20 protein-coding genes are annotated in these 25,991 nt (G+C 54.4%); 15 read left to right on the forward strand and 5 right to left on the reverse strand.

The genetic code is table 11. From position 1 onward, the window contains the following. The gene (locus F3J17_RS04430; protein ID WP_167054118.1) at positions 1-903 is read right to left on the reverse strand and encodes an NAD(P)-dependent oxidoreductase; all 903 of its coding nucleotides are present in this window, start codon (positions 901-903) and stop codon (positions 1-3) included. A 329-nt stretch (positions 904-1,232) separates the two neighbouring features. Here F3J17_RS04430 and F3J17_RS04435 point away from each other — a divergent pair, with 329 nt between their 5' ends. From F3J17_RS04435 to F3J17_RS04465, 7 genes are all read left to right on the forward strand, one after another. After that, complete coding sequence (locus F3J17_RS04435) at positions 1,233-2,024, forward strand: N-acyl homoserine lactonase family protein (protein ID WP_345891129.1); 792 nt, start codon at positions 1,233-1,235, stop codon at positions 2,022-2,024. A gap of 336 nt (positions 2,025-2,360) precedes the next feature. Continuing rightward, the gene (locus tag F3J17_RS04440; RefSeq protein ID WP_167054120.1) at positions 2,361-3,926 is read left to right on the forward strand and encodes a methyl-accepting chemotaxis protein; all 1,566 of its coding nucleotides are present in this window, start codon (positions 2,361-2,363) and stop codon (positions 3,924-3,926) included. A gap of 656 nt (positions 3,927-4,582) precedes the next feature. Then, positions 4,583-5,656 (forward strand): LysR family transcriptional regulator, encoded by a 1,074-nt coding sequence (locus F3J17_RS04445; RefSeq protein ID WP_240160754.1) that lies wholly within the window; start codon positions 4,583-4,585, stop codon positions 5,654-5,656. Positions 5,657-5,964: 308 nt separating this feature from the next. After that, complete coding sequence (locus tag F3J17_RS04450) at positions 5,965-6,288, forward strand: GFA family protein (RefSeq protein WP_240160806.1); 324 nt, start codon at positions 5,965-5,967, stop codon at positions 6,286-6,288. Positions 6,289-7,122: 834 nt separating this feature from the next. Further along, a complete protein-coding gene (locus F3J17_RS04455; protein WP_167054124.1) occupies positions 7,123-7,596 on the forward strand; it encodes a hypothetical protein in 474 nt (157 codons plus the stop codon). Between the two features lie 97 nt (positions 7,597-7,693). Then, the gene (locus tag F3J17_RS36155) at positions 7,694-7,975 is read left to right on the forward strand and encodes a hypothetical protein (protein WP_240160755.1); all 282 of its coding nucleotides are present in this window, start codon (positions 7,694-7,696) and stop codon (positions 7,973-7,975) included. A 748-nt stretch (positions 7,976-8,723) separates the two neighbouring features. Beyond that, positions 8,724-9,116, forward strand: a complete 393-nt coding sequence (locus tag F3J17_RS04465; RefSeq protein WP_167054125.1) for a zinc ribbon domain-containing protein — start codon at positions 8,724-8,726, stop codon at positions 9,114-9,116. Positions 9,117-9,212: 96 nt separating this feature from the next. Here the strand turns inward: F3J17_RS04465 and F3J17_RS04470 are convergent, their stop codons facing one another. From F3J17_RS04470 to F3J17_RS04480, 3 genes are all read right to left on the reverse strand, one after another. Beyond that, complete coding sequence (locus F3J17_RS04470) at positions 9,213-10,301, reverse strand: hypothetical protein (RefSeq protein ID WP_167054127.1); 1,089 nt, start codon at positions 10,299-10,301, stop codon at positions 9,213-9,215. Between the two features lie 249 nt (positions 10,302-10,550). Then, a complete protein-coding gene (locus tag F3J17_RS04475; protein WP_167054129.1) occupies positions 10,551-12,164 on the reverse strand; it encodes a transposase in 1,614 nt (537 codons plus the stop codon). After that, complete coding sequence (locus tag F3J17_RS04480) at positions 12,164-12,760, reverse strand: IS607 family transposase (RefSeq protein WP_167054131.1); 597 nt, start codon at positions 12,758-12,760, stop codon at positions 12,164-12,166. The genes F3J17_RS04475 and F3J17_RS04480 overlap by 1 nt, the downstream gene beginning before the upstream one ends. Before the next feature lie 757 nt (positions 12,761-13,517). On the opposite strand from F3J17_RS04480, the gene F3J17_RS04485 reads away from it, so the two are divergent. From F3J17_RS04485 to F3J17_RS04500, 4 genes are all read left to right on the forward strand, one after another. Beyond that, complete coding sequence (locus F3J17_RS04485; RefSeq protein ID WP_240160756.1) at positions 13,518-14,126, forward strand: gluconate 2-dehydrogenase subunit 3 family protein; 609 nt, start codon at positions 13,518-13,520, stop codon at positions 14,124-14,126. A gap of 64 nt (positions 14,127-14,190) precedes the next feature. Next, entirely contained in the window at positions 14,191-15,960 is a 1,770-nt protein-coding gene (locus F3J17_RS04490; protein ID WP_167054135.1) for a GMC family oxidoreductase, read from the forward strand. Next, a complete protein-coding gene (locus F3J17_RS04495) occupies positions 15,957-17,264 on the forward strand; it encodes a cytochrome c (RefSeq protein WP_240160757.1) in 1,308 nt (435 codons plus the stop codon). The genes F3J17_RS04490 and F3J17_RS04495 overlap by 4 nt, the downstream gene beginning before the upstream one ends. A 1,341-nt stretch (positions 17,265-18,605) precedes the next feature. Next, positions 18,606-19,382 carry a serine protease gene (locus F3J17_RS04500; protein ID WP_167054137.1) on the forward strand — a complete coding sequence of 259 codons (777 nt, stop codon included), beginning with the start codon at positions 18,606-18,608 and terminating at the stop codon, positions 19,380-19,382. Positions 19,383-19,642: 260 nt separating this feature from the next. Here F3J17_RS04500 and F3J17_RS04505 read toward each other — a convergent pair whose 3' ends face one another. Further along, positions 19,643-19,978, reverse strand: coding sequence for a hypothetical protein (locus tag F3J17_RS04505; protein WP_167054139.1), 336 nt, complete (start codon positions 19,976-19,978; stop codon positions 19,643-19,645). Positions 19,979-20,123: 145 nt separating this feature from the next. On the opposite strand from F3J17_RS04505, the gene F3J17_RS04510 reads away from it, so the two are divergent. The 4 genes from F3J17_RS04510 to F3J17_RS04525 all read left to right on the forward strand — a co-directional run bounded on the left by F3J17_RS04510 (position 20,124) and on the right by F3J17_RS04525 (position 25,592). Beyond that, a complete protein-coding gene (locus F3J17_RS04510) occupies positions 20,124-20,585 on the forward strand; it encodes a hypothetical protein (RefSeq protein ID WP_167054141.1) in 462 nt (153 codons plus the stop codon). An 819-nt stretch (positions 20,586-21,404) separates the two neighbouring features. Further along, positions 21,405-22,625, forward strand: a complete 1,221-nt coding sequence (locus F3J17_RS04515) for an ABC-three component system protein (RefSeq protein ID WP_167054143.1) — start codon at positions 21,405-21,407, stop codon at positions 22,623-22,625. Next, positions 22,622-23,302 carry a hypothetical protein gene (locus F3J17_RS04520; RefSeq protein ID WP_167054145.1) on the forward strand — a complete coding sequence of 227 codons (681 nt, stop codon included), beginning with the start codon at positions 22,622-22,624 and terminating at the stop codon, positions 23,300-23,302. The genes F3J17_RS04515 and F3J17_RS04520 overlap by 4 nt, the downstream gene beginning before the upstream one ends. Further along, a complete protein-coding gene (locus F3J17_RS04525) occupies positions 23,259-25,592 on the forward strand; it encodes an AAA family ATPase (RefSeq protein ID WP_167054147.1) in 2,334 nt (777 codons plus the stop codon). Before F3J17_RS04520 ends, F3J17_RS04525 begins: the two co-directional genes overlap by 44 nt. The last annotated feature ends 399 nt before the right edge of the window (positions 25,593-25,991 follow it).

The raw sequence follows: 25,991 nt of genomic DNA on the forward strand, positions 1-25,991 counted from the left end.
TTAGCCTTCCTCGCCAAGAATTCTGTACATCTCGGTGTGGTCGGTTGCCGGCGTCGATACTGATGCTGCTTCGTCCCACAGAGCAACGCACTCATCGCCGAGTTGCATGGGATAGCCAACCGACTTGGCAAGGGCGTGTGCAATCTTCAGGTCTTTGTTCATGAGTTGCAACGCGAAGCCCGAAGCAAACGAGCCGCTCAGCATGAATTGTTTGACCTTGTTTTCTGACGTATTGCTACGTCCAGACGAAGCATTGAGCACGTCAGTCATGACGGCAGGGTCGATCCCGAAGCGCTTGGCAACATGGAGTGCCTCAACTGTCGCAGTCAGGCCAGCAGCAGAAACGTAGTTATTGAGAGCCTTCGCAGCGTGTCCACTGCCGGCCTCGCCAATATGTAGGACGCTGCTGCCCATCGCATCGAAGAGTGCGCGGCAACGCTCAAGGGTCTCCTGGGAGCCGCCGACAAGAATTGCCAGCTTTCCTTCAACCGCGCGCTTTACCCCGCCCGAGACGGGGGCATCGAGATAACCGAGCCCGGCTTCGCCGAGTTGGGCGCCGAGTTTGCGTGAACGCTCCGGCTCAGACGAGCTCATATCGATTACAACGGCGCCTCGGGGCAGACGTGCAGCCCAACCCGAATTGGGCGCGTTCTCGTCGCCGAGCAGCACGCGCTCGACAATCGACGAGTTAGGAAGCATGGTGATCAGTACATCCAGCTCCAGCGTCTGGTCTGGCTGACTGATTTTGAGCTCAGAGATACGAGGCTCATCGCTCGCTGCAGCAACGCGCTTCGGATCTGCGTCCGAAACAAAAACGTCGAAACCAGCGCGGGCGAGGCATTGTGCCATCGGCGTACCCATCATACCGAGGCCGATAAATCCGATCCGTTGAGGCTTGTTCATCGTGGCAGTTGTCAGCCCGAACGGAAAGTCCGAGCCAACTTGTCTCCATTGGTGGTCAGAAATGGGTTGATGCGTCGTGTTGTACAAATGCACTACGTATCAGTCGTTAGGATTATATTCCTGTCATACAATCCGTCAACCTGCTTTGAGAACTTTGACTTGCTGGTAGGCAAGTCGTAAGCATTGCGGGTAAGGCATACGACCCCGATCCGGCATTGCTCGCGCGACGTAAGACAAATTATTGCGCTGTCATACAATATGACTATAATTGCGCGCCGAGCGTCCTTGTCGATCCCTTTGCACCAGTAGGTCAGTCAGGAGGTACAGACGTGAAGTCTGATATTCCGTGCTATGACGTCTATGCGATCAAGTACGCAGAGCACGCACGCAACTCAAGTGACAACTTTCTCGGCGGGGACACGCACGACGTCCCCATGCCGCTGGATTACTTTGTCTGGGCAATCGTTGGTCCGGAGAAAACCTTCGTGGTTGACACTGGTTTCGGTGAAGCCGTTGCGCACAAACGTGGGCGCACGATCACAAGAAGTGTTGAACAAGGTTTGTCCAGGATTGGAATCGATCCAGCGCAGGTTGAAGATGTCATCATTACGCACCTTCATTTTGACCATGCTGGCAATCACGAATTATTTCCTCGGGCGACGTATCACGTGCAGGATAGGGAGATGGCGTATTGCACGGGAAGGTGTATGTGCCACGGCGCGTTAAGCAAGGCGTTTGAGGTCGATGACGTGAAAGCAATGGTCGATCGAGTCTTCTCGGGAAGGGTGCAGTTTCACGACGGCACGGGGCAGTTGGCGCCAGGAGTAAGCCTGCACAGGATAGGCGGACACACCGATGGTCTGCAGGTGGTGCGCGTGCATACAGCGCGAGGCTGGATTGTATTGGCCTCAGACGCGACGCATTTCTATGCGAACATCCACGAGGAGCGGCCATATCCAATTGTCAACAACGTTGGTGCGATGCTTGACGGATTTCGGACGCTTGTAGCTCTGGCAAGTTCACCGTCACATGTGATTCCAGGACACGATCCCCTCGTGCTAGCCCAATACCCCGCCTATGACCCTGAGTCCCAGGGCTGGATCGCGCGTTTATCTGGATAAGGCACATTCGTCGATTCATGGAGACAGCTTTGAAGTCCGCTGAATGCCGACCAGATGAATTTCGCTTCTCTGGTCGACATTCGGTGCGCGCTTAACTCTCGAATGGCTCGCTTTGAATGCGTGGCTACGCAGCTATAGCCCACGCACGATCGGATATCGAACGTTGCGGGGATAAAGGATTGAATGAATTTACCGTAAATTTATTAGTACAACAGATATAAAAACCAGCCAACCAAAGAGTTGGTGGACGTTAAACGAAGATGAAAAAGCCGCTTGGTCCAGGTAAGGGCGACGGTCGGAAGAGACAATGTTTATTCAACTCAGGATGAGTCGCCTATGTTTCTCACAAAATACACCGTCGGCACCCGCTTGACGGCGGGTTTTAGTATTCTCGTCGTACTATTTTTGGCAGTGGTCGCAATCTCCATCGCAAAGCTGTATTCGATGAACGTGGTCGTGGGTGAAGGACTGGACACTGGGGCATCGGAACTCGGAGAGTTGGGCCGCGCCATGGGGAAAGCGCAAGGCGCATCGCTTGCAATGCAGAGACTTATCGTGGCTCACACCGAGACCGGCGAACAGGCTCAGGAATCGAAAGTTACCGAGCGGCTTACGGAGTACGGTGAGGCGATGCAACGCCTCCAGCGACTGTTCGACGCGAGCTCCATGACGGACGACGAGGAACGCCGTTTTCTCGAACAGGCCGCTCAATTGGGTGGAGTCGCATCAAAGCTTTTAAGCGATAACACACGATTGGGACTGGGCAATGATCCCCATGCACTCGAAATGCTCGTCAACGAGACTAGCCCGGCGCTTACGGCCTGGACTGACCTCCTCGGGCGTTTCCGCGACTACGAGGTGAAAAAGAGTGCGAAGACCGCCGCTGAGGCTCATCTGGCTTATGCCAGCAGCAGGAATACTTTGATTGCGCTCGGGGTCGCGGGTTTGATTTTCTCGTTGGTTCTTGCTTTGGTCACATCACGTAGCATCCTGGCGCAGCTCGGCGGTGAGCCCTCGCACGCACAAAATCTTGCCCAGGAAATCGCCAGGGGAAGGCTCGATTCGCCGGTTGTGCTGGATACTGGCGATACCTCCAGCTTGATGTTCTCATTGCATCGGATGAGCAAGCAGTTGCAAGAGACAGTTAGAGGTATCCGGAATGCCACCGATCACGTCCGCGTGGCGTCGACGGAGATCGCAGCAGGCAATGCAGACCTGTCCGCTCGCACAGAGCAGCAAGCAGCGTCACTGGAAGAAACTGCGTCGAGCATGATGGAAATTACGACTGCAGTTCGGCAGAGCGCAGACAACGCCAAACACGCAAGCACGCTGACGACCACTGCAATTGGTGTCGTGGGCACAGGAACACAGGCGGTCGATGACATGGTTGCTACCATGTCAAAAATTAGCGAAAGCTCATCCAAAATCTCGGAAATCACAGCAATTATTGAAGGAATTGCGTTTCAGACCAATATTCTGGCACTGAATGCTGCAGTTGAAGCCGCACGAGCAGGCGAGCAAGGTAGAGGGTTTGCGGTCGTGGCGAGCGAGGTTCGCAGCCTTGCACAACGTTCTGCCACTGCCGCACGTGAGATTAAAGATTTGATCAACGTTTCAACTCAGACCATCAACGGTGGTGCCCACCAGGCAAGTATGGTGAGCGACTCGATGTCCCAGATTGAACAATCAATGCGCCAAATTTCGGAAATCATCGTCGAGATTGCCGCTGCTGCGGAGGAGCAGAGCGTCGGTATTGAAGAGGTGAATCAGGCAGTTGGCCTCATGGATAGTGTTACCCAGCAGAATGCCGCTCTGGTTGAACAGGCGGCTGCAGCCGCAAAATCTCTTGAAGATCAAGCGATTAGCCTGCAAGGTGGTGTTTCGGTGTTTCAGCTTGCCTGAAAATAGCCGCCAAGGCACAGCGGAAGTGATTGAATGCACGGAGCCGCCGCTTCTCGGCTCCTGCTGGTCATAGATACCTTTCGTTTTTTTATCTCCAGAATGCACTGAATAGCGGGGCTGATGCTGTCATTGTTGACAGTAGGGTCCGGTGGAAACACGCGTCAAGGAAGCCCCTCGAGAGGCGCTCGCAGAATGGCTGTCACCCGAGCGTCCGGTTCTTGTTCGAATCAACGGCCGCGCTACGGAACGGTTTGAGAGAGTCGATCGACTCACATCCCATCCCATCTTGGTGGGGCAGGCATTCTCCTACCTAAGGCCGAGACGTCGCTCGCGCTAAACGTCGGATTCCAGTCTATCCACTATGCCTGCGATGCCGCATTCTGATACCAGTTCCGGTTCATGTGGTTAGTGCCATGGCAGGCAATGGTCGAGACCCCGTGCCTTGAAGATTTGTGAGCATCAAAAGAGAACAAGTTCTTCAAAATTATTCACTAACGGAGAACAACTGATCCGACTATAGTACCGAAACTGTTCGAAATCCCGGGACGCCGCAGATGCAAGCTGGCGCGGTGTTCGATGGTCAGCAGCATTTCAGGCTATTCCAGCGCAATCGGGCGCGATAGGCCATTCGAACTCACGTTTTCAAAGTGCCGATCTTGTCTGTTCCGCACCTGAGTCATCGAAAGGGGAAGAAGTTGGATCTTTTAAACGCTATGCGCGCCTTCGTGCGGGTTGCAGAAACTGGCACGTTTACCAAAGCGGCAATTGCGCTAAATACCGCGACAGGCGCAGTGTCGCGGTCTGTCAAGGAACTCGAAGCTCATCTCGGTGTACGCTTGATGACGCGCACGACGCGCAAACTTTCACTGACATCGGCCGGCGAGCAATATCTGGCCCGAGCAATGCGAATTCTTGCTGAAATCGCGGACGCAGAGCAAGTCCTGGCAGCAGATCACGCGGACATCAACGGTACGTTGCACATCCAGAGTTTCGTCAGCATCGCACAGCACTATGTCTTGCCCTCTATAGCTCGCTACAGGGAGCTATATCCCGGTGTGGAGTTTGAGCTGAAAATGGCGCAGGCAATGCCGGATCTGTATGACGGAAAAACCGACATGGCTGTAGTTGCAGTTCAATCTCTGCCGGATTCGGAGTATTCCGCAACCCGACTGGGATCCACGTTTAGCGTCCTGTGTGCTTCACCATCCTATGTCGCACGACACGGAGCACCTGCGTTGCCTCAAGACTTGAGCAGGCATGAGTGTCTACTGTTGAGCAATCCCACGTTCGCAGATAACCAATGGTTACTTGAGGGGCCAGAGGGTAGTGTGGTGAAGGAGGTCCGGGGCGCAGTAAAGGTCAATATCGCAGAGACACTTACTGTAGCGATTAGACAAGGCATGGGTATCGGCCTCTTGCCGGTTCATGCTGCGCTCGAAGGGTTACAGGACGGAACGCTTGTACGTCTTCTTCCTGAATACACCCTGCAAAACAGAGATATATACGCGTTGTTCCCATCTCATCGATACATGGAGACAAAAACGCGTGCCTGGCTCGACTTTCTCAAGGCGTACTTCAGCGACGCGCTTGCCAGCGATCACGCGCTGCTGAAATCGCTAACCGAGGCCAGTTTTGCCGATACACGCTGGAATAACGTTGTCCCACTCGTTTGCGGGACCGCGCAAGCATTGACGACCGCGTCCGACTTACGCATCAGACAGACGGCTTGATACTCGGAGCCTTCATTCGCAAACTGGCTCCGCTGGCAATGCCAACTGAGTGCGCCAGAAGGAGCAGACCCGTGAAACTTCTTCTGCTGGCGAAAAAATACCACCTCAAAAGCGTAGCGGCCCAGCGCCCCTAGTCTGCGTGGGCATTGCCGCACTTTAATTAACCAGGTTGTCAACTAGGCAGGTAGCTCAGGTTTTGTTCCCTGGGTAGTTTTTTGGGATTAGTCACTATGAAGATCGAAGGGAGCTGTCTTTGTCAGGCCGTGCAATACGTGGTGGAGGACTTTGCAAGTGAAGTATGGGATTGCATGTGCAAGACTTGTCGAAAGACTCATTCCGCGCATCACAATACGGCAGCACGGATTCTGCGCGAACACTTCAAGCTGATATCTGGGCAGCAGAATTTGCGAACCTACGAGTCAAGCCCGGGAAAACTACGGCACTTTTGCGGAACCTGTGGAAGCCATGTATATGCAGAGCGTCCGGAACTTCCATTCGTCGTTCTGCGTGTAGCGACGCTCGATGTTGATCCAGGTCTGCGTCCCGTCATGCGCGCATGGACATCGCATCAGGTTGCCTGGTTGGAGACCGATGCGTCGGCCGCCACATACGAAGGCCATCCACCGCTGTAGCCGGCAATAGTCGCGCTGACAGCAGCGCGCATCAGCTCCATGTCGACAGGCGGCCATGCGCACTTTTTTGCTTGCCGCACCGAAGCCCGTGCAAACCGCTGTGTCGTGGCAAACCGCGCTGCGCGAGTTTGTTAGCGAGAGTCGAGCGGCCGTTTCTCGATGTGCTCTTGACTGGCATCTCCCACGCAATGCCGTGCCAATCCAGGCCTCGTTACCAGTGAAAACATAAAGAAAGCTTATGCTGACGCTTTCTTGGCCGAAGCGGTTCCCCGGGATCGAGCACGTCATTGATGTCGAGCCGCGACCTGAACATCCTGCACGTGACGCGGCTGGCTTCGCTGCCCAGTATCAGACGTTGTTCGAACTGTCTTTCGGACTCTCTGACCAGCGAAGGATAATAGATGCTTCGCTAGTCGCTAGTCGCTAGTCGCTAGTCGCTAGTCGCTGGCAGAGGTTCGTTTCGCGTGCTCGCCAGGGCGGGCTTCCGCTGCGACCAAAAATGCGGATGGAGTCACGTCGAGCGCCGCGCATAGCTTCCAGATGACGCGAATGCTCGGGCTGTGACGACCTCTCAATCAGCGAGACGTAGTTCCGTTCCATCTCGGCGGCAGGGGCGAGCGCTTCCTGCGATAAGCCTTTCCGCCGTAGCAACGCCCGTAACACCTCACCTACTGCTTGTTCCAGCTCGAACGCCGCGCCCTCAAAATCCAAGACGCTCGACGTTAAGCAGGCGTCACGGGCGCGTTTTCACAAAGTATTGGGCAAAATGTGTCGGGCCGGGTATTGTTGCGTTATTCGAAGGTGTACCCGCAGCCACTAACAAGAAAGAAAAAAATGAGTGAAGGTTTGACTCCGAGAGAGATGGTTGGCGACAACACAACAACCGATCGCGACGCCGAAGTACGCAAATTTGCCGATGATTTGGTTGAGCTACATTGGCAGCTCTTCCTTAGTGCTGCCAGTCGCGGTGATGAGGATGGTGCACGCAAGCTTGTGCTTGGATTCGCGCGCGATTGCGAAGAAAACAAAGCGAAAGTCATCCGTGGCGAAGGCGGTCCTAAAGACAGCCCGGAAAACTTTAGAAAAATGGTTCAGCACATCGAGGAAGCCCGCAATCGCGTTGCGGATGAATATGAGCGCGATCCGGACGGGCTAAAGCGCAGGCTAGGTGTTCCAGTCAGGGAGACTGCCGGCGTACCAGTGCGGCAGAACAACCGCATGGGCATCGGTGAGATGGCCGTACGCACAGCGGTACGCGCGACTGTCTGGACAGTAGTACGTGACGTGATTCGGGCAATCCTGCGCTGAACTTGTTTTGAGCCTCCAACGATCACACGAACGACACCGATGTCACACCGATTGCGGTTAAGCCGGACTCTGAAACCGGTTGCACGAAGCTGACAAAATGGGCACCGACGTGACCTCGTTTACCCGCGTGCCGCAGACATGCGCTGCCACTGATGAAACTCACGAAGGCGCGACGGGCAGTACTTGTCGCCGGGGAGGGCGTGGTGACATTGAATCCGTCGTGCATCGCTTCCAGTTCGTCACGCGTGCCTTCGAAAAGCCGCAGACGGTGTTCCGCTTCGATCAACGGAACGGCTGGCTTCGCTACGACGACGTGTGTTCGGTCACGGGAGCGGCTGGCCGCGTGGGCTTGCACAAAGAGGGCTATTCGCGGCCGTAGACTGCTTACCCTGTCTCTAAGCGCGCGCACACCCTAATTCATACCCGCGCGCGCTTTCCGACAGCCTGGGCTCCTTTCTCACCAACGAAGCATTACCCGCACAAGGGCCAAGACCCTCTCATCTGCTGGCGGCGTGGCGACCGTTGCCCGAGATTGCAGCATCGGACACTTGCTCGAACATTCACCACATCCTGCATGGGTTGCCGTGCCCGAGAACGAATTCGCTTGCCGCTGACCGCGCCATTAAACTAATAACGGGGGATGTTTGAAAGTGACCAAGAAGACGTTGACTGGGTTTGCGGTTGGGATCTCCGCAGCACTCATTGCCTTCGGCGCGGCAATCTTCTGGGGGGCGTGGGAGAACCACCGAAGTATCGCAAGACTTCATGAAGCAGCAGCAGTTTGCGCAGCGTTCGGTCGCGAGGACATGAATTTCGGTGCCAGTCTTGCGCTGGCAGCGAGTTTGGAGTCGCGGACCGTATCTCGTTTGAGAGCAAGGGAGATGGCAGCGCACTTCATGCGTATAGCTTGTGGCGCGCCGCCGGGAGGCGACTGACTGTTTTGCTCAACACCTGCTCGAACCAGCGCCGCATCCTGGATGGGTCATTGTGCCCGAAGACCAATTCGACGGTCGCTGAAGCGACGCGGAACAGCGGGGACCCTCACCACGACATCACGTCACTAGCGCCAGACCTGCCAGCGACAGTTCACTACCACCGCAACATCTCAAACTACGGAGACGTAAGTCATGGAACCACTGACCGGCTTCATCTTGTACGCAGTCTTTGCTCTGCTCGTGGCAGCCATCGCGAAGAAGAAGGGGCTGCGCGGATGGGTGTATTTCCTCGCCATCATCATTCTCGGACCGGTTACCGTGATGGGTATATCGGTCATGACACAGGGGAATGCGAGCGGTGTACTTGCTGCGACGCTCGCATTCTTGGTGCCTGTTGTCGCGCTCGTCGTGGTGTTGCTTGCCAAGGATGGTCAGCAGATCGCGGCCGAGACTGGGCAGTTTGGCGACTACCGGAAGTGCCCGTTTTGTGCCGAGCCGGTGCGGAGCGAAGCCGTCAAATGCAAGCATTGCGGCTCGGCGCTTGATCCGGCGGAATCGGGCACAACGTCAGGGAAGGTGACCTGAGTCCAAGACTTATTGGGGCGTGCCGGCGTACGTCCTTTGGCCGGTAGAGTCCAAAACGGTCCCCTCACCACTGATAGTCCCGCCCTCACAGAATCATTACCTGTTAAATTTGCTAACGTAACGGGCAAGAAGCCACCCCTCGTCTTCATCGCCAGTCAATGGGTCTCGATATATCGCGTGGACCCAGTCCCCGATACGTTGGTCAACGACCACGTGAGTTCCGAAAGACAAGCGCGCGCGAATTTTGGACCTTTGTTTGGGGGAGATATGCGCGCTCAATATGGGCGCGCATACAAAACGGAGTGACTCCCGTTGATCCTCCGTAAGGTCCAAGGGCGGCGACGCGCGCACGGCCTTTACCGCTTCCCTATGGGTTAGCCCGAATTTCTCTTCAAGCTCGGCTACACCTGGCAACTGGTTTATGAACCAACCGATTAATATTGTCCACAGCAGTTGCCACGCGATGTGGGCGACTTTGGTCGCTGGTCCTGCCGCATAGTGGAGCAAGACCTCTGCCGCTTCGGCTAGCGTCTTGGTGCGCCCAAGTGAGGATGAAAACTCGTTGATCTCGGAGTTGCTATCTTCCCCGCTCGCAGTGGCTAAATCTGCTGTGGCGTTACTCCAGGTACGGGCAAGCTCGGGACTGACGGCCAGATTGTTAATCTGCACACGCAATCGCTCGATATAGCGCGTGTGCTCTTCACCAAACACTCTAAGGCTCGCAAGGGTAGTCGGCAACTGCCCCATCTTGCGAATATTGTCGGAGAGCCCAGACGTCAACGCAGCATCCAGGTGGTGCCTGTTCACAAAATCCGCCATTTCGCGAATTTGCTTCACATATCGGGCTGACACATCGTAGCCCACGTACAAACGCTTGGTCTCCTCCATGCGCTTTTGTATCTCGGCAATAGGACCGCCAATTTGGTCGATCTGCAACCGCAACTGATTCATCGGGGCGATCAACTTTTCAAAGTTCTTCTGCGCCTGAACAGACGCCGCAGTCACCGCCTCGAACTGGCGTTGAATGGCGATGGACGGTCGGAGTAGCTCCTCAAACTGCTTACGCGCGCTGTTTATCCGCTGTACCGAATCAAGGTGCAATCTCTGAAATTCCAGGGTGTTCTTCAGCGTGCCAGACAGATCCGGGAGATTTGGTAACGCGGCCATGTCAAGGGCGTTTGCCATCGTTCCTCTATTTCGAAAGTGCTAAATAGCGTTTGTGGTGACCAAGAATCATAGCGAATGTTCGCAGAGTGGTCGTTGGCAGTAGCGAAAAAAGCCCTCATCGGTTTGCTGCCGCGACCAAAGTCGCTGACGCCGTTGCGTCGCCTGTCGAGGAGGTTGTGCGCGGCGTGCTTCAGCAGATTGCCCGCACCTGGTTCGAGCCGCGTTGACGCGCCACGGGCGAAGCCCTCTGGAAGCCGACCGTTTGTTTTAACGTGCACAAATCTGCTCACGCAGTTTGATTTCGCAGGGCAAACGGTTGTCCCTGCTGAGGGGCGCGGCGCGTGCGCCGCTACCATGGGTGCCTTTCGCACTCCGGCGCGGCAGGCCGCCCCGGGTGGCGAGCCAACGCTCACGCACCACACCTCTGTACGCTGTGTGAACCTTGCGCCAGACAGCCTCACGCGATTCCTGGCCTTTCCTTGCAGGTAGCTCGAGGGCGTGATGACCACCTCGCACCGGAACACGGATCACCGTGCCGACGCGCGGCGCACGTTCAGTCAACTTCTGCCCGCGACGGGCAATGACGCCCGCCGCAGCAGCATGCACACTCCAGCCCCGTCGCGATGCGTACTTCACTGCACCGATGGTCGACGTGTAGGCTGGATTAATTTTGATCAGTTCGACACCTGCCCGGAAGCATTTTGCCTCGAGCAGTTGCCGGTATTTTGCGTAGAGCAGCCCGGAGAGCATCCGCGCGCCTTTCGGACTGAGCTGGGCCATCGCCTTCTTCTTTGCGGTGAAGTCCAGATCTTCCGCGACGACGGGTTTGCGGGCGTCCTTCGCCCACGCCACCGCGATACTCAATGCATCGGAGAGCACCGCGTTGCGTTGTCCCGAGCTGGCATCCTCGCGCAGCAGCGGCAGCCGCTTCGTATACAACAGGTTGCCGAATGCATCGGTTTCCGTCACCGCCAGATGGTCGACATTGAAGTCGAGGCCAACGGCGCCGTACTTCGCATCCAGCGAGACGGTTTGCGCTGGCAGGTAGTTGAACGACACGAATGCACGCCAGCCACGCTCATCGCGGTGCAGGCGCCAGCTCAGGGCGATACCGGCTTCAAGTGCCGCATCCAGCGCCTCCCGGTCGTAGCCGAACGTGACATCGGCAATGATGAGGGACTTTGCCTCGCCGGCGGCAAGCAGCCGGTCCGGCAAACGAATCTTCAACGTGTACGTGCCATCGGTCGCTTTCTGGAGCTGGCAGAGCTGGTTGCCGGCCGTCTCGTCCTTTGAGCCAACGAAGAACACCTGATGCGAGCGGCTCGACTGCCATTCGCGCAGCCACGCTTCACGATTGCTGAAGCCCGCGAGTTTGAGATGGTGCTGCTGCCCGAACAGCTTGCGGGTGCCGAAGCAGATCCCGGGCACGTTGGCCTCGAGCCGCTGCTCGACCTTTGTAAGCCGCGCGTTCAACCGTTCGAGCCGGCAGGTATTCTGATGGACCGTGCGGCGCAGCTTCGCTTCACGCAGCGGCTTCAGGCGCAGGCGGTCGGCGGCTATCTCGTCAAGCTGGGTTTTGCGCGTGCGATATTGCCGCTCGAGCCGCCCGATGCCACCCTGCAGACTTCGACGTTCCTCCTTGAGGAGTTCACGCGTGCCATCGATGAGTCCCTGAAGCTCGATGGCCATCGCATTGAACATGCGCGCGGAAATGCCGTGCTCCCGACAGAAGGCTGTCTTGTGGGACTTTGCGTTACCGCCGTGCGCAGCCATGCGCGCGTAGAGCTTGCGCTTCATCGTGCCGTACAGCGCCGCTACCTGGTCAAGTAACTCCGCATCAGCCTTGGCCAGCGTCAGCCGGGTCTGCGTGGTCGACTGCATCAACTGGCCAGCGCCCGCAGGTTCTTGCGGCTTCGCGAGCCGTACAGGCGCGAAGAGAAAACGGTCAGGATCTCAACCAGATCTTCGGTGAGCTGCTGCTCACGGCTCGCATCCGGTGCCGCGTCCAGGACAACTACTTCGACGTGGAAGAATTCGCAGATGCGAAAGAGCAGTTCACTACCGAAACGTAGCAACCGGTCTTTCGTTACGACCACCAGACGGGCTACGCGGCCCCGCAGGATCTCAAATAAAAGTCGCTGCAGCCCCTTCTTCCGGTAATTCAGGCCACTGCCCAGGTCGGTAATAACTTCAATATTGGTGAAGCTAGCATCGGCACAATGCTTCTCCAGGCGGGCAGCCTGCGTCTTCAGCTGCTCGGCCTGGTCATGGGAGGAGACCCTGGCATAGCAGACGGTCTTGCCGGTCGACTCCAGTGTATGCCCAATACTGGAGAGGATCGACTCGCGCTCATAGCGCCGATGTCCGCCAGGCGTGCGCCCTGCAGGCGCAAGCCGCCCCTGCCGATGCCAGCGACGCAGTGTCCCGACGGCCACGCCCAGCTGCGCGGCGGCTTTACCAATTGATAAGAGTTGCATCCGATATCTCCAGTCCGATATCGGGTGTAGAACCTCTTTTTAAACGCCGTGGTCAGATTTGTGCGGCTTTAGTGTTTGCTGCTGCAAACCCGATCTCGCTCGTTTGACACCTCCTAGCGAAGTGACGTGCGGCGAGTATGTACATCAAGCGCGCGACCTCCTCGCGGCAGCCGGGCAGGCTGCTACGCGAGATCGTCGGCGGCAACTTGCCGTTGAGTGCGGTAAGCCGCGACGACGCCCGTAAAGTGCAGGGGGTGTTTGCGCACCTGCCGGCGGATGCGTCGCCTTCCACCACGTTGTTTGAGTCTCCAGTGCCTCCATATTGGAACAGGAGGCACTCCAGTTCGTCCTTTGGCGCTCAAATCCGAAGAAATCAGAGAAATTTCGTGCGTTCGGTTTGCGCTGGAGGCGCCTGTTTATCGTGGATTCCCAGATTTTTGGCTTGATTTGCCGATGCGCGCCGGATCCAGCGGGTGGCGTCCAACGTTCTTTTTGGTGTCACTCATGTCCGACAACTTTATGATATCGTCGCGCTCCAAATCCACTAGATGGATGACTGTCGCCTTGTGGCTAAGCCCAGTTTCGCGCGATAGCAAGCCTTCTAGGGCATTTTCGTCCTCTCGCGCTAGCTGAATAAATTCGATACATGTCGTCAGACATCTCCCTCTCCAGACGTAAATTTCTACTGTCAGCCGTTCTTGCACTCCCAGCTTTGAGGGTGTTCGACAGCTCCCTAAGCGCCGCTGACGCCGCAGAGATGGCCGCACCTGATTTGAGGACGTACCGCCCAGTCTTCTTCACTGGGGACGAGTGGTCGTTCATGCTCGCAGCTTGCGATCGCCTGATACCCGCTGGCGGGCGAGGTCCAGGTGCGTTGGAGACCAACGTGCCGGTCTTCATCGACCAGCAGATGCATGGTGATTTCGGCCACGAGATCTATCTGCAAGGGCCGTTCAATACGCAGGCGCCGAAGGAACTGGGCTATCAACTGCCCTACACGCCGCAGCAGATCTATCAGCGCGGCATCAAGCTGACCGACGCGTATTGCCGCCAGAAGTATCACAAGCGGTTCAGCGAACTCGACGCTGCCACCCAGGACGTCGTTCTGAAGGCGCTGCAGGACAACGATATCCACTTTGCCGACGGCGGCGAAAACGCGCTCAAGGCCGGCCAGTTCTTCGGCGAAATGATGTCCGACTCTAAGAACGGCTATCTCTCAGATCCGATGTATGGCGGCAATAAAGGCATGAAGGCCTGGATTGCCATTGGTTTTCCCGGAGCCCGGGCGAGCTTCCTCGAATGGGTCGCGCAGCACAACGTGAAGTATCCGCTCGGGCCCGTGAGCCTGAAAGGGCTTCGCGCTTAGGCGCCGACCTGTTGCGCCAATAGATGCGCAACACACCGCGTATTCAGAATCAACGAGGCACACCGTGGCAAAAATAACCAATGACGCAGTCGACGTCGTCGTCGTCGGACTGGGCTGGGCCGGCTCGCTCATGAGCATTGAACTCGCGCAGGCGGGGCTCAAAGTGCGCGCGCTCGAGCGCGGGGAGGACCGCAGCAATGCCGACTTCGCGTATCCGAAGCCGGCCGATCAATACGCCTATGGCGTGCGCAACAAGATCATGGTGACACCGCGAGACGGCGCACTCACCGTGCGACATTCGGCACAGGACACGGCGCTGCCCACGCGCAAGTGGGGCGCTTTCGTGCCTGGCACCGGCGTCGGTGGTTCTGGCCTGCACTGGACCGGTGTATTGATGCGCCCGACACCGACCGACCTCAAGCTCAAGACCTACGCCGATCGGGCTTACAAGAAAGGCCAGCTCGAAGCGGGAATGCAGGTGCAGGACTTTCCGTTCACTTGGGACGAGATCGAACCGTACTACGACTTCTTCGACAAGGTCTGCGGTCTCTCGGCCAATACCGGCAATCTGCGCGGCAAGATCATCGAGGGCGGTGACCCTTTCGAGGGACCGCGATCGAACCCGGTCCCTTTGCCGCCGCTTGAGGACACGCTGAACAACACGATGTTCGCCGACGCAGCGCGCAAGCTCGGTTATCACCCGTTCCCGAATCCGTCCGCGAATGTCTCGCGCGCCTGGACGAATCCGTACGGAAACCAGATTGCACCGTGTAACTACTGTGGTTACTGCAGTAAATATCCGTGTCTGAATTTTTCGAAGGCGTCGCCGCAGACAGCGGTGCTTGATGCGCTAAAGCGCATGGACAACTTCTCGTACCGCGTAAATGCGAATGTGCTCCGTGTAGATATGCATGCCGACGGCAAGACCGCGAAGGGCGTGACATACGCTGATGGGCATGGCAACGAGGTATTCCAGCCTGCAAAAATCGTCGTGCTGGCGGGCTTCCAGTTCGTCAACGTCCGGCTGATGCTGCTCTCCGGCATTGGCAAGCCTTATGACCCTGTGAGCGGTAAAGGGGTGGTGGGCCGCAACTATGCGTTCTTGAGCAATGGCGGTGCTACGCTTTTTTTCAAGGACAAGCACTTCAATCCGTTCGCCACGGCTGGCGCGACTGGCCAACTGTTCAACGACATTTCACCGGGCAACTACGACGGCCCGTCGTTGGGCATTATTGGCGGCGCGAAGATCCAGAGCGCTCAATCTACCGGCGCACCGATTGGTACCGCGTTGCCGCATGGCACCCCAGCGTGGGGTAAGGGTTGGAAGGAAGGTATGCAGGACTGGTACGGCCACTCCATGAAAATCGGAGTTACGACGAGCTGTATGTCGTATCGCGATCACTTCCTCGATCTCGACCCAACCTACAAGGATCCGTGGGGCCAACCGCTGTTGCGCATCACCTTCGACTGGAAGCAAAACGAACTCAAGCTGCAGCAGCATCTGCGCAAGATTGTGCTCGATGTCACGAAGGAACTGAATCCGGACAGCTACTCGGAAAGCTTCCTCTCGATGGATTCGCACTGGGACATCACCAAATACGTCTCGACGCACAACGTCGGCGGCGCGGTGATGGGCGATTCGCCGCAAACGAGCGCGCTGAACCGTTATCTGCAGAGTTGGGATGTGCACAACGTGTTCGTTCCCGGTGGCAATGCCTTTCCGCAGAACTTTCAGGCCAATCCGACCGCGACCATTGGTGCGATCACGCTATTCGCTGCTCGCGCTATCAAGGATCAGTATCTCAAAAACCCCGGCCCTCTCGTGCACGCATGATCGCCATGAACTTCAACAAGACATTGACGGCCGCTGCGCTCATGACGACGGTGGCGCTTGGCGCTTCCCTTGCAAAGGCGCGGGATGGCAACGCGTTGCTTTCGCAGGGGGCAACGAACGAGCTCATCAAACAGGGCGCGTATCTCGCTCACGTGGGCGACTGCATGGCGTGTCACAGCGCGACAGGACGTAAGCCCTATACGGGTGGGTTGCCATTGATGAGCAACATTGGGACGATCTACTCCACCAACATCACGCCGAGCAAGAAGGACGGCATTGGCAGCTATACCGAGCAGCAGTTCGCTGCAGCAGTGCGTCGGGGTATCCGTGCAGATGGCTCGCATCTGTACCCGGCTATGCCTTACCCGTCCTACTCGAAGATTACGGACGCGGATATCCACGCGCTCTATACCTACTTCATGCAGGGTGTGACGCCGGTCGATAATCCTGCGCCTGTGACTGATCTGAGTTTCCCGTTCAACCTGCGTTGGGGCATGGCGCTCTGGAACTGGATGTTCACATCGGATACCCCTTTCCAGGGGCCGGACGGGGCGAGTGAGCAGGTACGTCGGGGCGCATATCTTGTCGAGAGTCTGGGCCATTGTGGTAGCTGCCATACGCCTCGAGGTTTTGGCATGAACGAGAAGGCGCTTGACACCAGTAATGCGCACTTCCTTGCTGGCGGCAATCTGAACGGCTGGGATACCCCAGCGCTGCGTGGAATGCCTGGATGGAGTCAGCAGGATATTGTTGACTACCTCCAGACAGGGCGCACTTCCCGGTCTGCGGTGGCGGGCGAGATGACGTCTGTCGTCTACAACAGTACTTCCCACTTGAGCGAAGTTGATCTCAACGCGATTGCCGCTTTTCTGAAGACGCTGCCGAATGCAGACGCTCAAGGCGCGGCGTCTGCCCAGCTACCGAAGGGCGCGATTACGACAACGGCAAAGCTCACTGCGGCTCAAAACCTGACTCTCGGCGAGCGCCTTTATGTGGACAATTGCAGTGCGTGTCACTTCGTCAACGGCAAAGGCGCGCCGCGTGTGTTTCCGCATCTCGATGGAGCCACGGTCGTAAACGCAACGGATCCCGATGGTTTGCTCAACGTCATCCTCAAGGGTGCGCAGACACCCTCTACAGAAAAAGCGCCTTCCGTCCTTCCTATGCCCGGGTTTGCGAGCCGTCTCAGTGATGAGGAAATCGCAGCCCTTGCGACCTTTGTTCGTAGCGGCTGGTCGAATCATGCGGATCCGGTAGAAACAAGCCAAGTTGCGAAGGCGAGAAATTCGTTGCGTCCCAACTAAGCTTATGCGCCTGAAATGGACGATTGATTGACGCCTTCGTTACAGACCAGACTGCAAGCTCGGAGGCATCCTTGCAACGCTTACGAATCAAAAGGTAAACGACATCAGTTGAGCAGACAACTAGCTTGTACGTCATAATCAGGAAGCACGTTGCTACGACAGAGAGCCTCGCTTGCGCAGTTCGTGCCGATTTGTAATTTGTCAATCGCGCCGCAAATCTGGCGCATCTGACAGCGTTTTGATAAGGAACGACCTATGCGACGTTTAGAGGAAGTCGTCAAAGACTTAAACAAAGAATTGATCGGTGGCGTAGTAAGAATAAGGCCGGATCGAATCCGACATGGCAGATTTCCTCAAGATCCAACTTGGGCGTTGACGGCTGGGCGCGTAGTTCAGAAAGCACGAAGTTTTCCAACTGTACATTGCTGCTATTTCGATGCGGTCGGAAATTTCCTTCCTTTTCAGTCCGATTGGGATGTTTTAGAGCTCTATCCGGGAGCGGAGTCGATTTCGCGGTTGCCTATCGAGGGGGCCAAGCGAGGGAGCACCGTTGTTTTGAAGTCGGGAGGCCCGGTCATGGAAGTCACCGATATCAGCGCTGCTGGAATCTCATGCAGATGGCCCGGCAACCCAACTCCGTTTCCACCTATGACGTTTTCTCCGATTCTTCTTTGTTTCGCTGAGTAAGCCGTCGAGTAAAGTGGGCCCGCTAAATTCGGCGGGCATTCCATTTTTTACGCAAGTGTTTGTTGGCATCGAGCGGTGCCGAGCTACGCCTCTTGCCGGACCTGCGACTCGTTTTGTGACATGCCGAGTACATGACGATTCGGGTTGAAACGCGTCGTATTGAAATTGCCCCCGGTGGAGCCGTGGTCGTCGCTGCCGAGAATTCAGACTGCGCTCCCGAAAACAGCGATAGAGGCGCCTATCGCCGAGGAGAGCCGCATTCAATGCGATCTGCTTCGTGTGCATCACGGATGGCTGAGCGAAATCGCATAATTCCTGCAGTTTTCTCGTTCAGCTACGAATTTAATGAGAAATGAATAAATAGTGGAAGTTGCTTGGTAACTTCGCGAAATTTAAAAGCATGACTTATTCATTTTGCATAAAAACTTGGTGCGACGTCGTATGCAATTATGTTAATCGCATACGAGGTCATTCATCGATTTTTGCTTACCACTTTTTCGCTCTGCTTCTTTGTAGCATTTGTTAAAAAAGCAGGGGTAAGTGGTATAAAGTGGCGGGGGGGGGCCGATTTTTCTCTTAGGGCGACCATGTCACACTTGAAGGCATGGAAATTTCTCAGTAGTCAAACTTCGACAAACTAAAGGAAAGCAGATCATGCCTCAATCGTGGCAGGAAGGTGCGCTTTTTAACACGACGATGATCAGAGCTCATTCGCAAGCGCAGGGTAGGCGATGGACGGGGACTGGGTTCTTTGTGTACTGGATGGGAGAAAATGGCGACAACGAACTCTTTCTGGTTTCGAATCGCCACGTTCTGGAAAATAATCAAACATTCCAGTATGGTGTTTTGCTGCACAGAAAAGCCCCGGAAGGGCAAGGTTTTGAGTTAAAAAATACAAAGTCAAGTGTTTGGATTGATTTCAATAATCCTGTATCGGTTAATTTGGATTGGATAGGTAATTACTTTGCCCCCAAAGACCCGGAGATTGATCTCGCTTGTATTCGTTGCACAAATTTGCTCGAGCGCGATGATATTGTATTGGCTCCTTTAACGCAGCGAGCAATGTTGGATTGGAAAGCTTCCAAGTTACACCCTGGTCAGCAGGTCCTTTTTGTTGGATATCCTGACAGCGTCCATGATAGGATGCATAACCTGCCAGTACTTCGGACCGGAGTTCTGGCAAGTCTGCCTTATGTTGATTTCGATGGCAAACCAGATTTTCTCCTTGATGCGCAAATTTGGAATGGTTCCAGCGGAAGTCCGGTTTTCGTGAAAGCTGACGACGCGCCGGTATCTTTCTCTCTCATCGGAGTAATCCACAGCTCTAGAAAGAAAAGAGATCAGACGGATACCAACATCGGTTTGGGCTACGGCGTGAAGAGTTCTGAGCTGCTCAAACTATTGTCCGCAGCAGCAACCGGCGCATACTGATACGTTCGCGGATGGTCTCTCGTGCAGCTTGAGACTCAGCAGATAGCGAGCGTGGCGGTGTGACGGCTAAGGCAGTTGGCAGATAAGGTCGGCGCCGCTGTTCACATGGTCAGTCGGCGCAAACCAGATGTAGCAAGTGCAGCAGAGTACTTCGATTCTGAGAGAACTCCAGCAGTATGCACGTAAACCGTTCAGCGGAAGGAGCGATGTTCCTCTCACTGGGGTTCCGTGCACGCCTCGTCAAGTCTAATGGGCTAGACTCACAAACTAGCGGCTACGAAAATGAAGACCGGTTTATCGGCTTGATTCGTGGCGCGAGTCTTTTCCATTGCTTCGTCAGCAGTCCACGTAGATATGCCTCCAGCGTCGCCTTCAGTCCACGAGAGCTGCAGCGGAGGGCTGCTCGTTGCATCGATTGGCTGCTCGCCTGTAAGCGGCATCAGAAAGAAATCCTTTCCCAATTCGCCTGGCACGTAAAGTGTCCCTGCAACAGTGCGCTTGGTACTCATAATTCCCTCGACCAAATCCGACTCCCGAAAGGAGAATAGTTCAAGGTCTTTTTCATTTCGGGCGTAAATAGTAATGCCGGCTGTCATAGTGGATCCTCTTGTATCGTGAGCGGATTGTATACGACGACGAGGGTTTTTTTCTCAGCCCAAGACAGGAAACTTAACATCGATCAATGCACTTGTCGTCAACAACTAATTTAGTCACAATTGCTTGCCTGACAAGGAGGGCAAAATGGCAGTCATTTCGTTTGAAGAAGAGTTAAACTATCAACAACTCGTTAATGATGCGAATTCGCTAGTAAACGCCGCTGCGGAGTTGCGGCGGATCCTGAAGCATTTTGTTTCGCACGAAGACTTCCAGGATTCGTTAGTCTCGTGGCATGAGACGGAAGATTGCCCGGTCAAGTTCGGAACACCATTTGGTGATGTCGTAGCACCACTGGATTTTGTCAACCTTGAAAACGGCGATCTTGTCGGACGGCTGACGTTTTTTCTCGTGAACGAATCGGTAGATGGCAAAGCGGTCGCACGTCAATTCTGGTCATTGGTGTTTTCTGATCGGAACATTATCCGCTTGAACGGTAGCGTAACTCTCTTAGGCTTTGGGCCCGGCCAAAGGTCTCACGGCCACTTTCGAGAAATTGTCCAAAAAATGATGGTCGACCTCCGTTGCAGCTTGCCAGTTGTGAAGTGATCAGGAAGGGGGGGCTTTAATCGTTCAGCCACGCTGTGGGGAACAGACGAGAGTCACAGTGCAGGTGCGCCGTACCGCCACCGGAACAATGTGTGTCTGCATACCCCCCGTAGCGCACCGGTTCCGATGGAGCGGCTTACCCCGCAGATTCAGCGTTACGGTCGTTCGGCTCGCGGTGGAATAAAGTCGTACCGACTCCGGCTAGCGAAGGTGGTCAACCATGGGATATCGTAGATTTGCGTCAGAACGTGGGCGCCGACGCAAATCTACGTTTGTAGATATTCTTGGCATCTGACTCGCGAGGACCGTGCCAGCTTGATCCTGAATTCGCTCGTGTGCCGTGTTAATCGCGCTATCCTGAACGCCGATGTCATTGTCGGCACATGCCGTCATTCGACGCCGATCGCGCGTTGCTTTTGTCGTCTATTGAGATCAACGACGACAACCTGACTGCAACTGCTGCGCGAGCTTGATGGAGAGCCACTAACGAGATTCTCTGCTAGGTGCAACACAGGTAGCCGTTTATGGGAAATTCGATCGGTATTGGTAGCTGCATGAAGAGTTGTGAGAGACTTTCAACTCTACATAGACTTGTGGGCCGTTCTCGGGCGAAGGGCGACGCCGCATAGTTCTGATGCGCAACGCATAGAACCACGAGCGATACATCGCCTGATTCCCGAGCCTGCAGCATTTGTCGACCTACGGCATTGCCTAGTCCCTGATAGCTGGAGCGTTAGATGCTCCCAGCGATTGTTAGGAACTTGTATACTCAGATGGTGCGACCGAAATCCGAGTCGGTGTAACCGCAATCATAAAAACATGACCAACGCAAGCATTATCCCCGCGAGCGCGATATCTTCCTGGGGCGGTTTCGTATATCAGGGGAAAGTAGCACTTTTGCATTCGATCACGTTGTTGTTGGACGGTTGTTTCAACAACAAAACGGTCTCAAGCTTTGAACTACAGCTTGACAGTACCGATGATTTTGCGATCTACGTTGACAACAAAGTAATCTCAGCCCATCAGGTTAAGGCGAAAAACGACATCTATCGTTCGGCCTTTGTCAAAGCGCTGAACAAATCCAGCCTTGTCGACACTGATTGCACGGCGGAAACAAAAAGATTTTTCCACATCGCTCGACCGATTGATAACGATTCCGACCACCAGGTCACGGGTGGCGGTCTCGTGACGTTCTACACGTATGGAACACTAAAACATTGCCCCCTCGAGGATATCGAGGAATTGACCAAGAAGAAGATAGCTGACTACCTTAAAAAGCATGGGCTGCCAGAGACCAATATCTTGCTCGAAAAGAAGTATTGTGCACTCTCTGAGATGATCTCATCTCAGGTGATCAAGATTCATTCCAGGGTTCATGCAGGACAGCGCGAAGCTGTCGCTGCCTATACCCACAGGATTTCCAGCGAGCAAATCAAGTCCCTTGTTGAAAGGGAATTCCGGGATAGCGAGGACGAAGAGTACATTCTGCTGAAGCTAAAGGCTGATTTTGCGAAGACACTAGAGCAGTATGTTCTTGTTGAAGATTCCTTTTCTGAGGAAGGGATCGAGCGCGTGCAAGCTGCTTTTGACTTCATCTACTCCCTCGAGAACAAGGCGCTCAAGAAAGTCCTGATCTCGCTTAATCCGCATGTCCCTGAAGAGGCAACGTCATCAGATCATTACCAGAACTACGCCGACGTCGTGATGCATATTCTCTGCAAGATGATTTTTGACGATATACCTCACTACAGCAAGGCGTCGTCAAGATACCTTCCTACAGGAATTCGTCTTGAAAAGCAGCGAGCAAGTTCATTTAAAACGAACCTCGTAAAGCAAATTCAAAAAAATTCACAACTAGTAAATCTTTTGTTCGAATTTGAAAATTTCATTGCGATCGGCAATGTTCCCGATATGGTTGTCGAGGAGTCGAGAGAGCGAGTTACCCAGATGGACATCGAAGACATGGAGCGCTTTAACATTGTGAAAACAATCGGAATGCGTATCGTATCTTCGGATGTCGCTCAAGAGGAGTTGAAATGATCGAAGAACTGCTTCACGACGCAATCGTTAACGCTGATTTTTCGCATATTCTTGATGACGAATCTTACTCGTTCTACGAGAAGGAGAAGGAGGGGCATCGATTTTTGATTCTAGCTCGTCTGGAATCACTTCCATCCATCGATGATTTGCACAAGAAAATATTTGAAAAAATCCCCGAGAGATTTAGTTCTCACCTTGCATTTCGAAAAAATTGCGACTTGGTTGTGATTCACTCGCTCGCTGACTTATCCGGATATGACGAGCTGGAGTCGATCATTCTTTCGTATGAAGAAGATCCCTATCATTTCAAAAAATATTTTCTTTGCATTTCAAAACAAGAAAAAGAGCTTATCGAGAAGAAAGAATCTATCGATCTTCCATCAATTCTCGAAGATCAGGAAGAATTTTCAAAGTATAAAGAAAGTCCTAATTCTCCGTCGCTCTATGGTCTGGTTTCTCGTATTTTCATAAAAATGCCATTTCTGGCTCTGCCAAGGGCGGAACGAGAGTTCGTTCCCATTTCCGTGCAGTTGGATGAGGCGGTTCAAAAAGCAAACCTGACTGGACTTTGGAGGTCACTGTCAGAGGCGCCAATGGACGATGGATTAGAAGCATTCGTAGAGAGAATGGTCAATGAAGAACTGGAAAATATCAAGAATTCAAATTCAGGGGTTTAAGGCGTTCTCATTCAGCGACCTTGATTTCGAAGCAAACTCTCTCATAACGCTTGAGGGGCCGAATGGTTACGGCAAGACTTCCGTTTTTGACGCTATTGAGCTGTTGCTCACGGGGCGAATCGAACGCCTGAGTCGATTGTTTAGCACCGTGATGCTGAAGAAGCAGGTCAAGTACGACGATAATCTGTATTGGAACACCAAGAAGGGAAAAGAAACCTTGTTTATCAAGGTTGAATTCGTCGATTTGGATACAGGTTTCCGACCTGTATTTGCAAGATTTGCATTACCTGAGAAGCTTAGCCTGCCTTCAAATAATCGCGCTGATAAATTCGATATTTTCAAGTTGTGTTCACTGGAAACCTTTGACTCTATCGATTTCTCGACAGAACTGCCGGGAAATTATTTCGATGAGATTTTTGGTGAAAATTTCTCCAAAAATTACTCGATGCTAAATTACTTGCATCAAGGCGAAAATCAATTTATTTTTGGCAGTTCAACGGTCGATCGAAAAGGCGTTCTGGAGTCACTCATCGATTGTGGCGACATTAACGATAGAATCGAGTATTGCAACAGAATCGAGCGTAAGCTCTCAACCTTGATTAACTCACCGACTGAGGAGGCTGAGGTCGAGCGATTGAAGAAGACTGTCAATGAATTTGAGGCGCTACCCGAGGGTATGGAGACGATAGAACACGCGTCTCTCGCAAGCAGAAGTCCGCCACCTGACTGGGACTCGAAGACGCCTTTTCCGGCGGTAGACAAGCAGCGTTTTCTCGACTTGACCGAGAAGGTAAATATCTTGCTGGCGTGTTCTGAGCCGCAGGCACGCGAGGAAATTCGCAAGCGGGTCAAGAATCGTAAGATCGAGCAATATATAGAGAGAGAGGGCGGGCTGTTCTCGCTGGCAGTAAGCATAGGCAAGCATATTGACCAGTACGATGCGCTGAAGGAAAAAAGCGGACGCATCGCTAGTCTAGGCTTGATTCTGGCGCGGTTGAGGAAGGAAGCAAAGAGCTTCAGCGCCGAGGATGTAGCTTTCGTTACGTCAAAAGGTGTGACACTTGATGCTGCAGTTGGCGTAACGATCGCAACCCGCGATGCGGTCACCTCAAGAGCGAAAGAGTTGAATACCGCGCTCGCAGCTTTAGTCACAGCACGACAAAGCTTGGCTGACGCTCATGCGAAGGTAACGGACGAGCACAGCGCGACCTGTCCGATGTGCGGGCATGACTGGGAGACAGCAGAGCAGCTTCGCAACGCCTTTGAAGTCGCAGGCTCAGCTTTTGGTAAGGAGCTCGAGGTGCTAGCGAAGCAGTTGGCAGAAGCAATCGCGACGCTTGAAGAACACGTGATTCCGATTCGCAATCGCCTGACGGAAGAGCAGCAGGGGCTAGAGAAGGGCTTCGACAAGAGGCTACTGGAAGAGCTCGAGGCCTCAAAGGAGTCGTTCGACAACGTTCGCAGGCTTAACGGCCGTCTAGAGGAGCTCAATGTCAGCTATGAAGCAGATTTTGTCACCGACGAAGATGTACTGTCGGCCAGAAAGGCCTCCCTCATTCAACAAGTGAGGGCACAAAAAGCCATCGAAGGAGACAATCCACCGCTGAACTGGGAAGCCACGATCTCAGAGGCATTTGCCCCTTTCGACGGGTTCTATGCGATTGAGACTCAACGCTTGGTCTCGAAGCTCGAATTTCTAGCTTACGCTTACCGGGTTAGTCAAAACGCCGCTCTGCAGGTCGCAAAGCGACAACTTTCGGAGAAAGGCGCTTTAAAAGAAGCGAGGACCGCCGCGCGAACTCGCATTCGAACATTGAAGAGCGTGCTGAGCGAAACGGAGCGTCGCTACTCGGGGAAGACTATTGCGGATATCGAACTTACTTTCCACATATATAGTGGCCGACTGATCCAGAACTACCAGCGAGGACTCGGGCTGTTTATTGAACGAGGTGAGGGCACCAAACTGCAGTTCTCAACGGCGGATCGGTCCGAGCATGATGCAACTCTGTCTATGAGCTCTGGGCAGATTTCGGCATTGAGCTTGGCCTTCTTCCTGGCGCTCAACCGGGTGTATTCGAAGACCCCTTTCGTTCTGATCGATGATCCGGCCCAGTCCCTGGACGATATCAACGTCGCCTCATTGACTGATCTTTTGCGTTGTGAGCTTCGTGACCGGCAGTTGTTGCTGTCCTCTCACGAGGACGATATTGCAGCGTACATGCGCTATCGGTTCTCACGGGCGAACTTGAGCCAGAAGGCGTTTCACATGCAGACCCACCTCAACGGGTAGTCAGCAAGTTTCTCTGTGCAATTGATCGCGAGGCCGCTCGCGTGAGGCTGCGACGCAGTTTCACGCCGGCTGGCCTGAGTTCCAAACACGTAACGCAAAGTTCGTGTCTTTGAGCGAAAAATTTCGGCGCCACACAATGTCCCTGCGAGGTAGCCGCGCTCGCTGGCGCGAATGCCTCCGTGGCGGCCCTGCTAGCGTTTTTCATACACTCGCTGATCTTGGCTAGTGCCGTTCTTACGCACTTTGATTTTTGCGGTCGCTGTCGGTGGCGGCGTTTTGGCATTGGTTATGTGGAAGGTCTCGTCGCTCGGGGCGCGTTGCCGCGTGCTCTGACGGCCATTGCTCAGAATTCGCTGCGTCATGTATATGATGCGTAGGAGCACTGCGTGGTCCATCGCC

Source organism: Burkholderia sp. Ax-1719 (assembly GCF_011753055.1).
Lineage (GTDB): Bacteria > Pseudomonadota > Gammaproteobacteria > Burkholderiales > Burkholderiaceae > Paraburkholderia.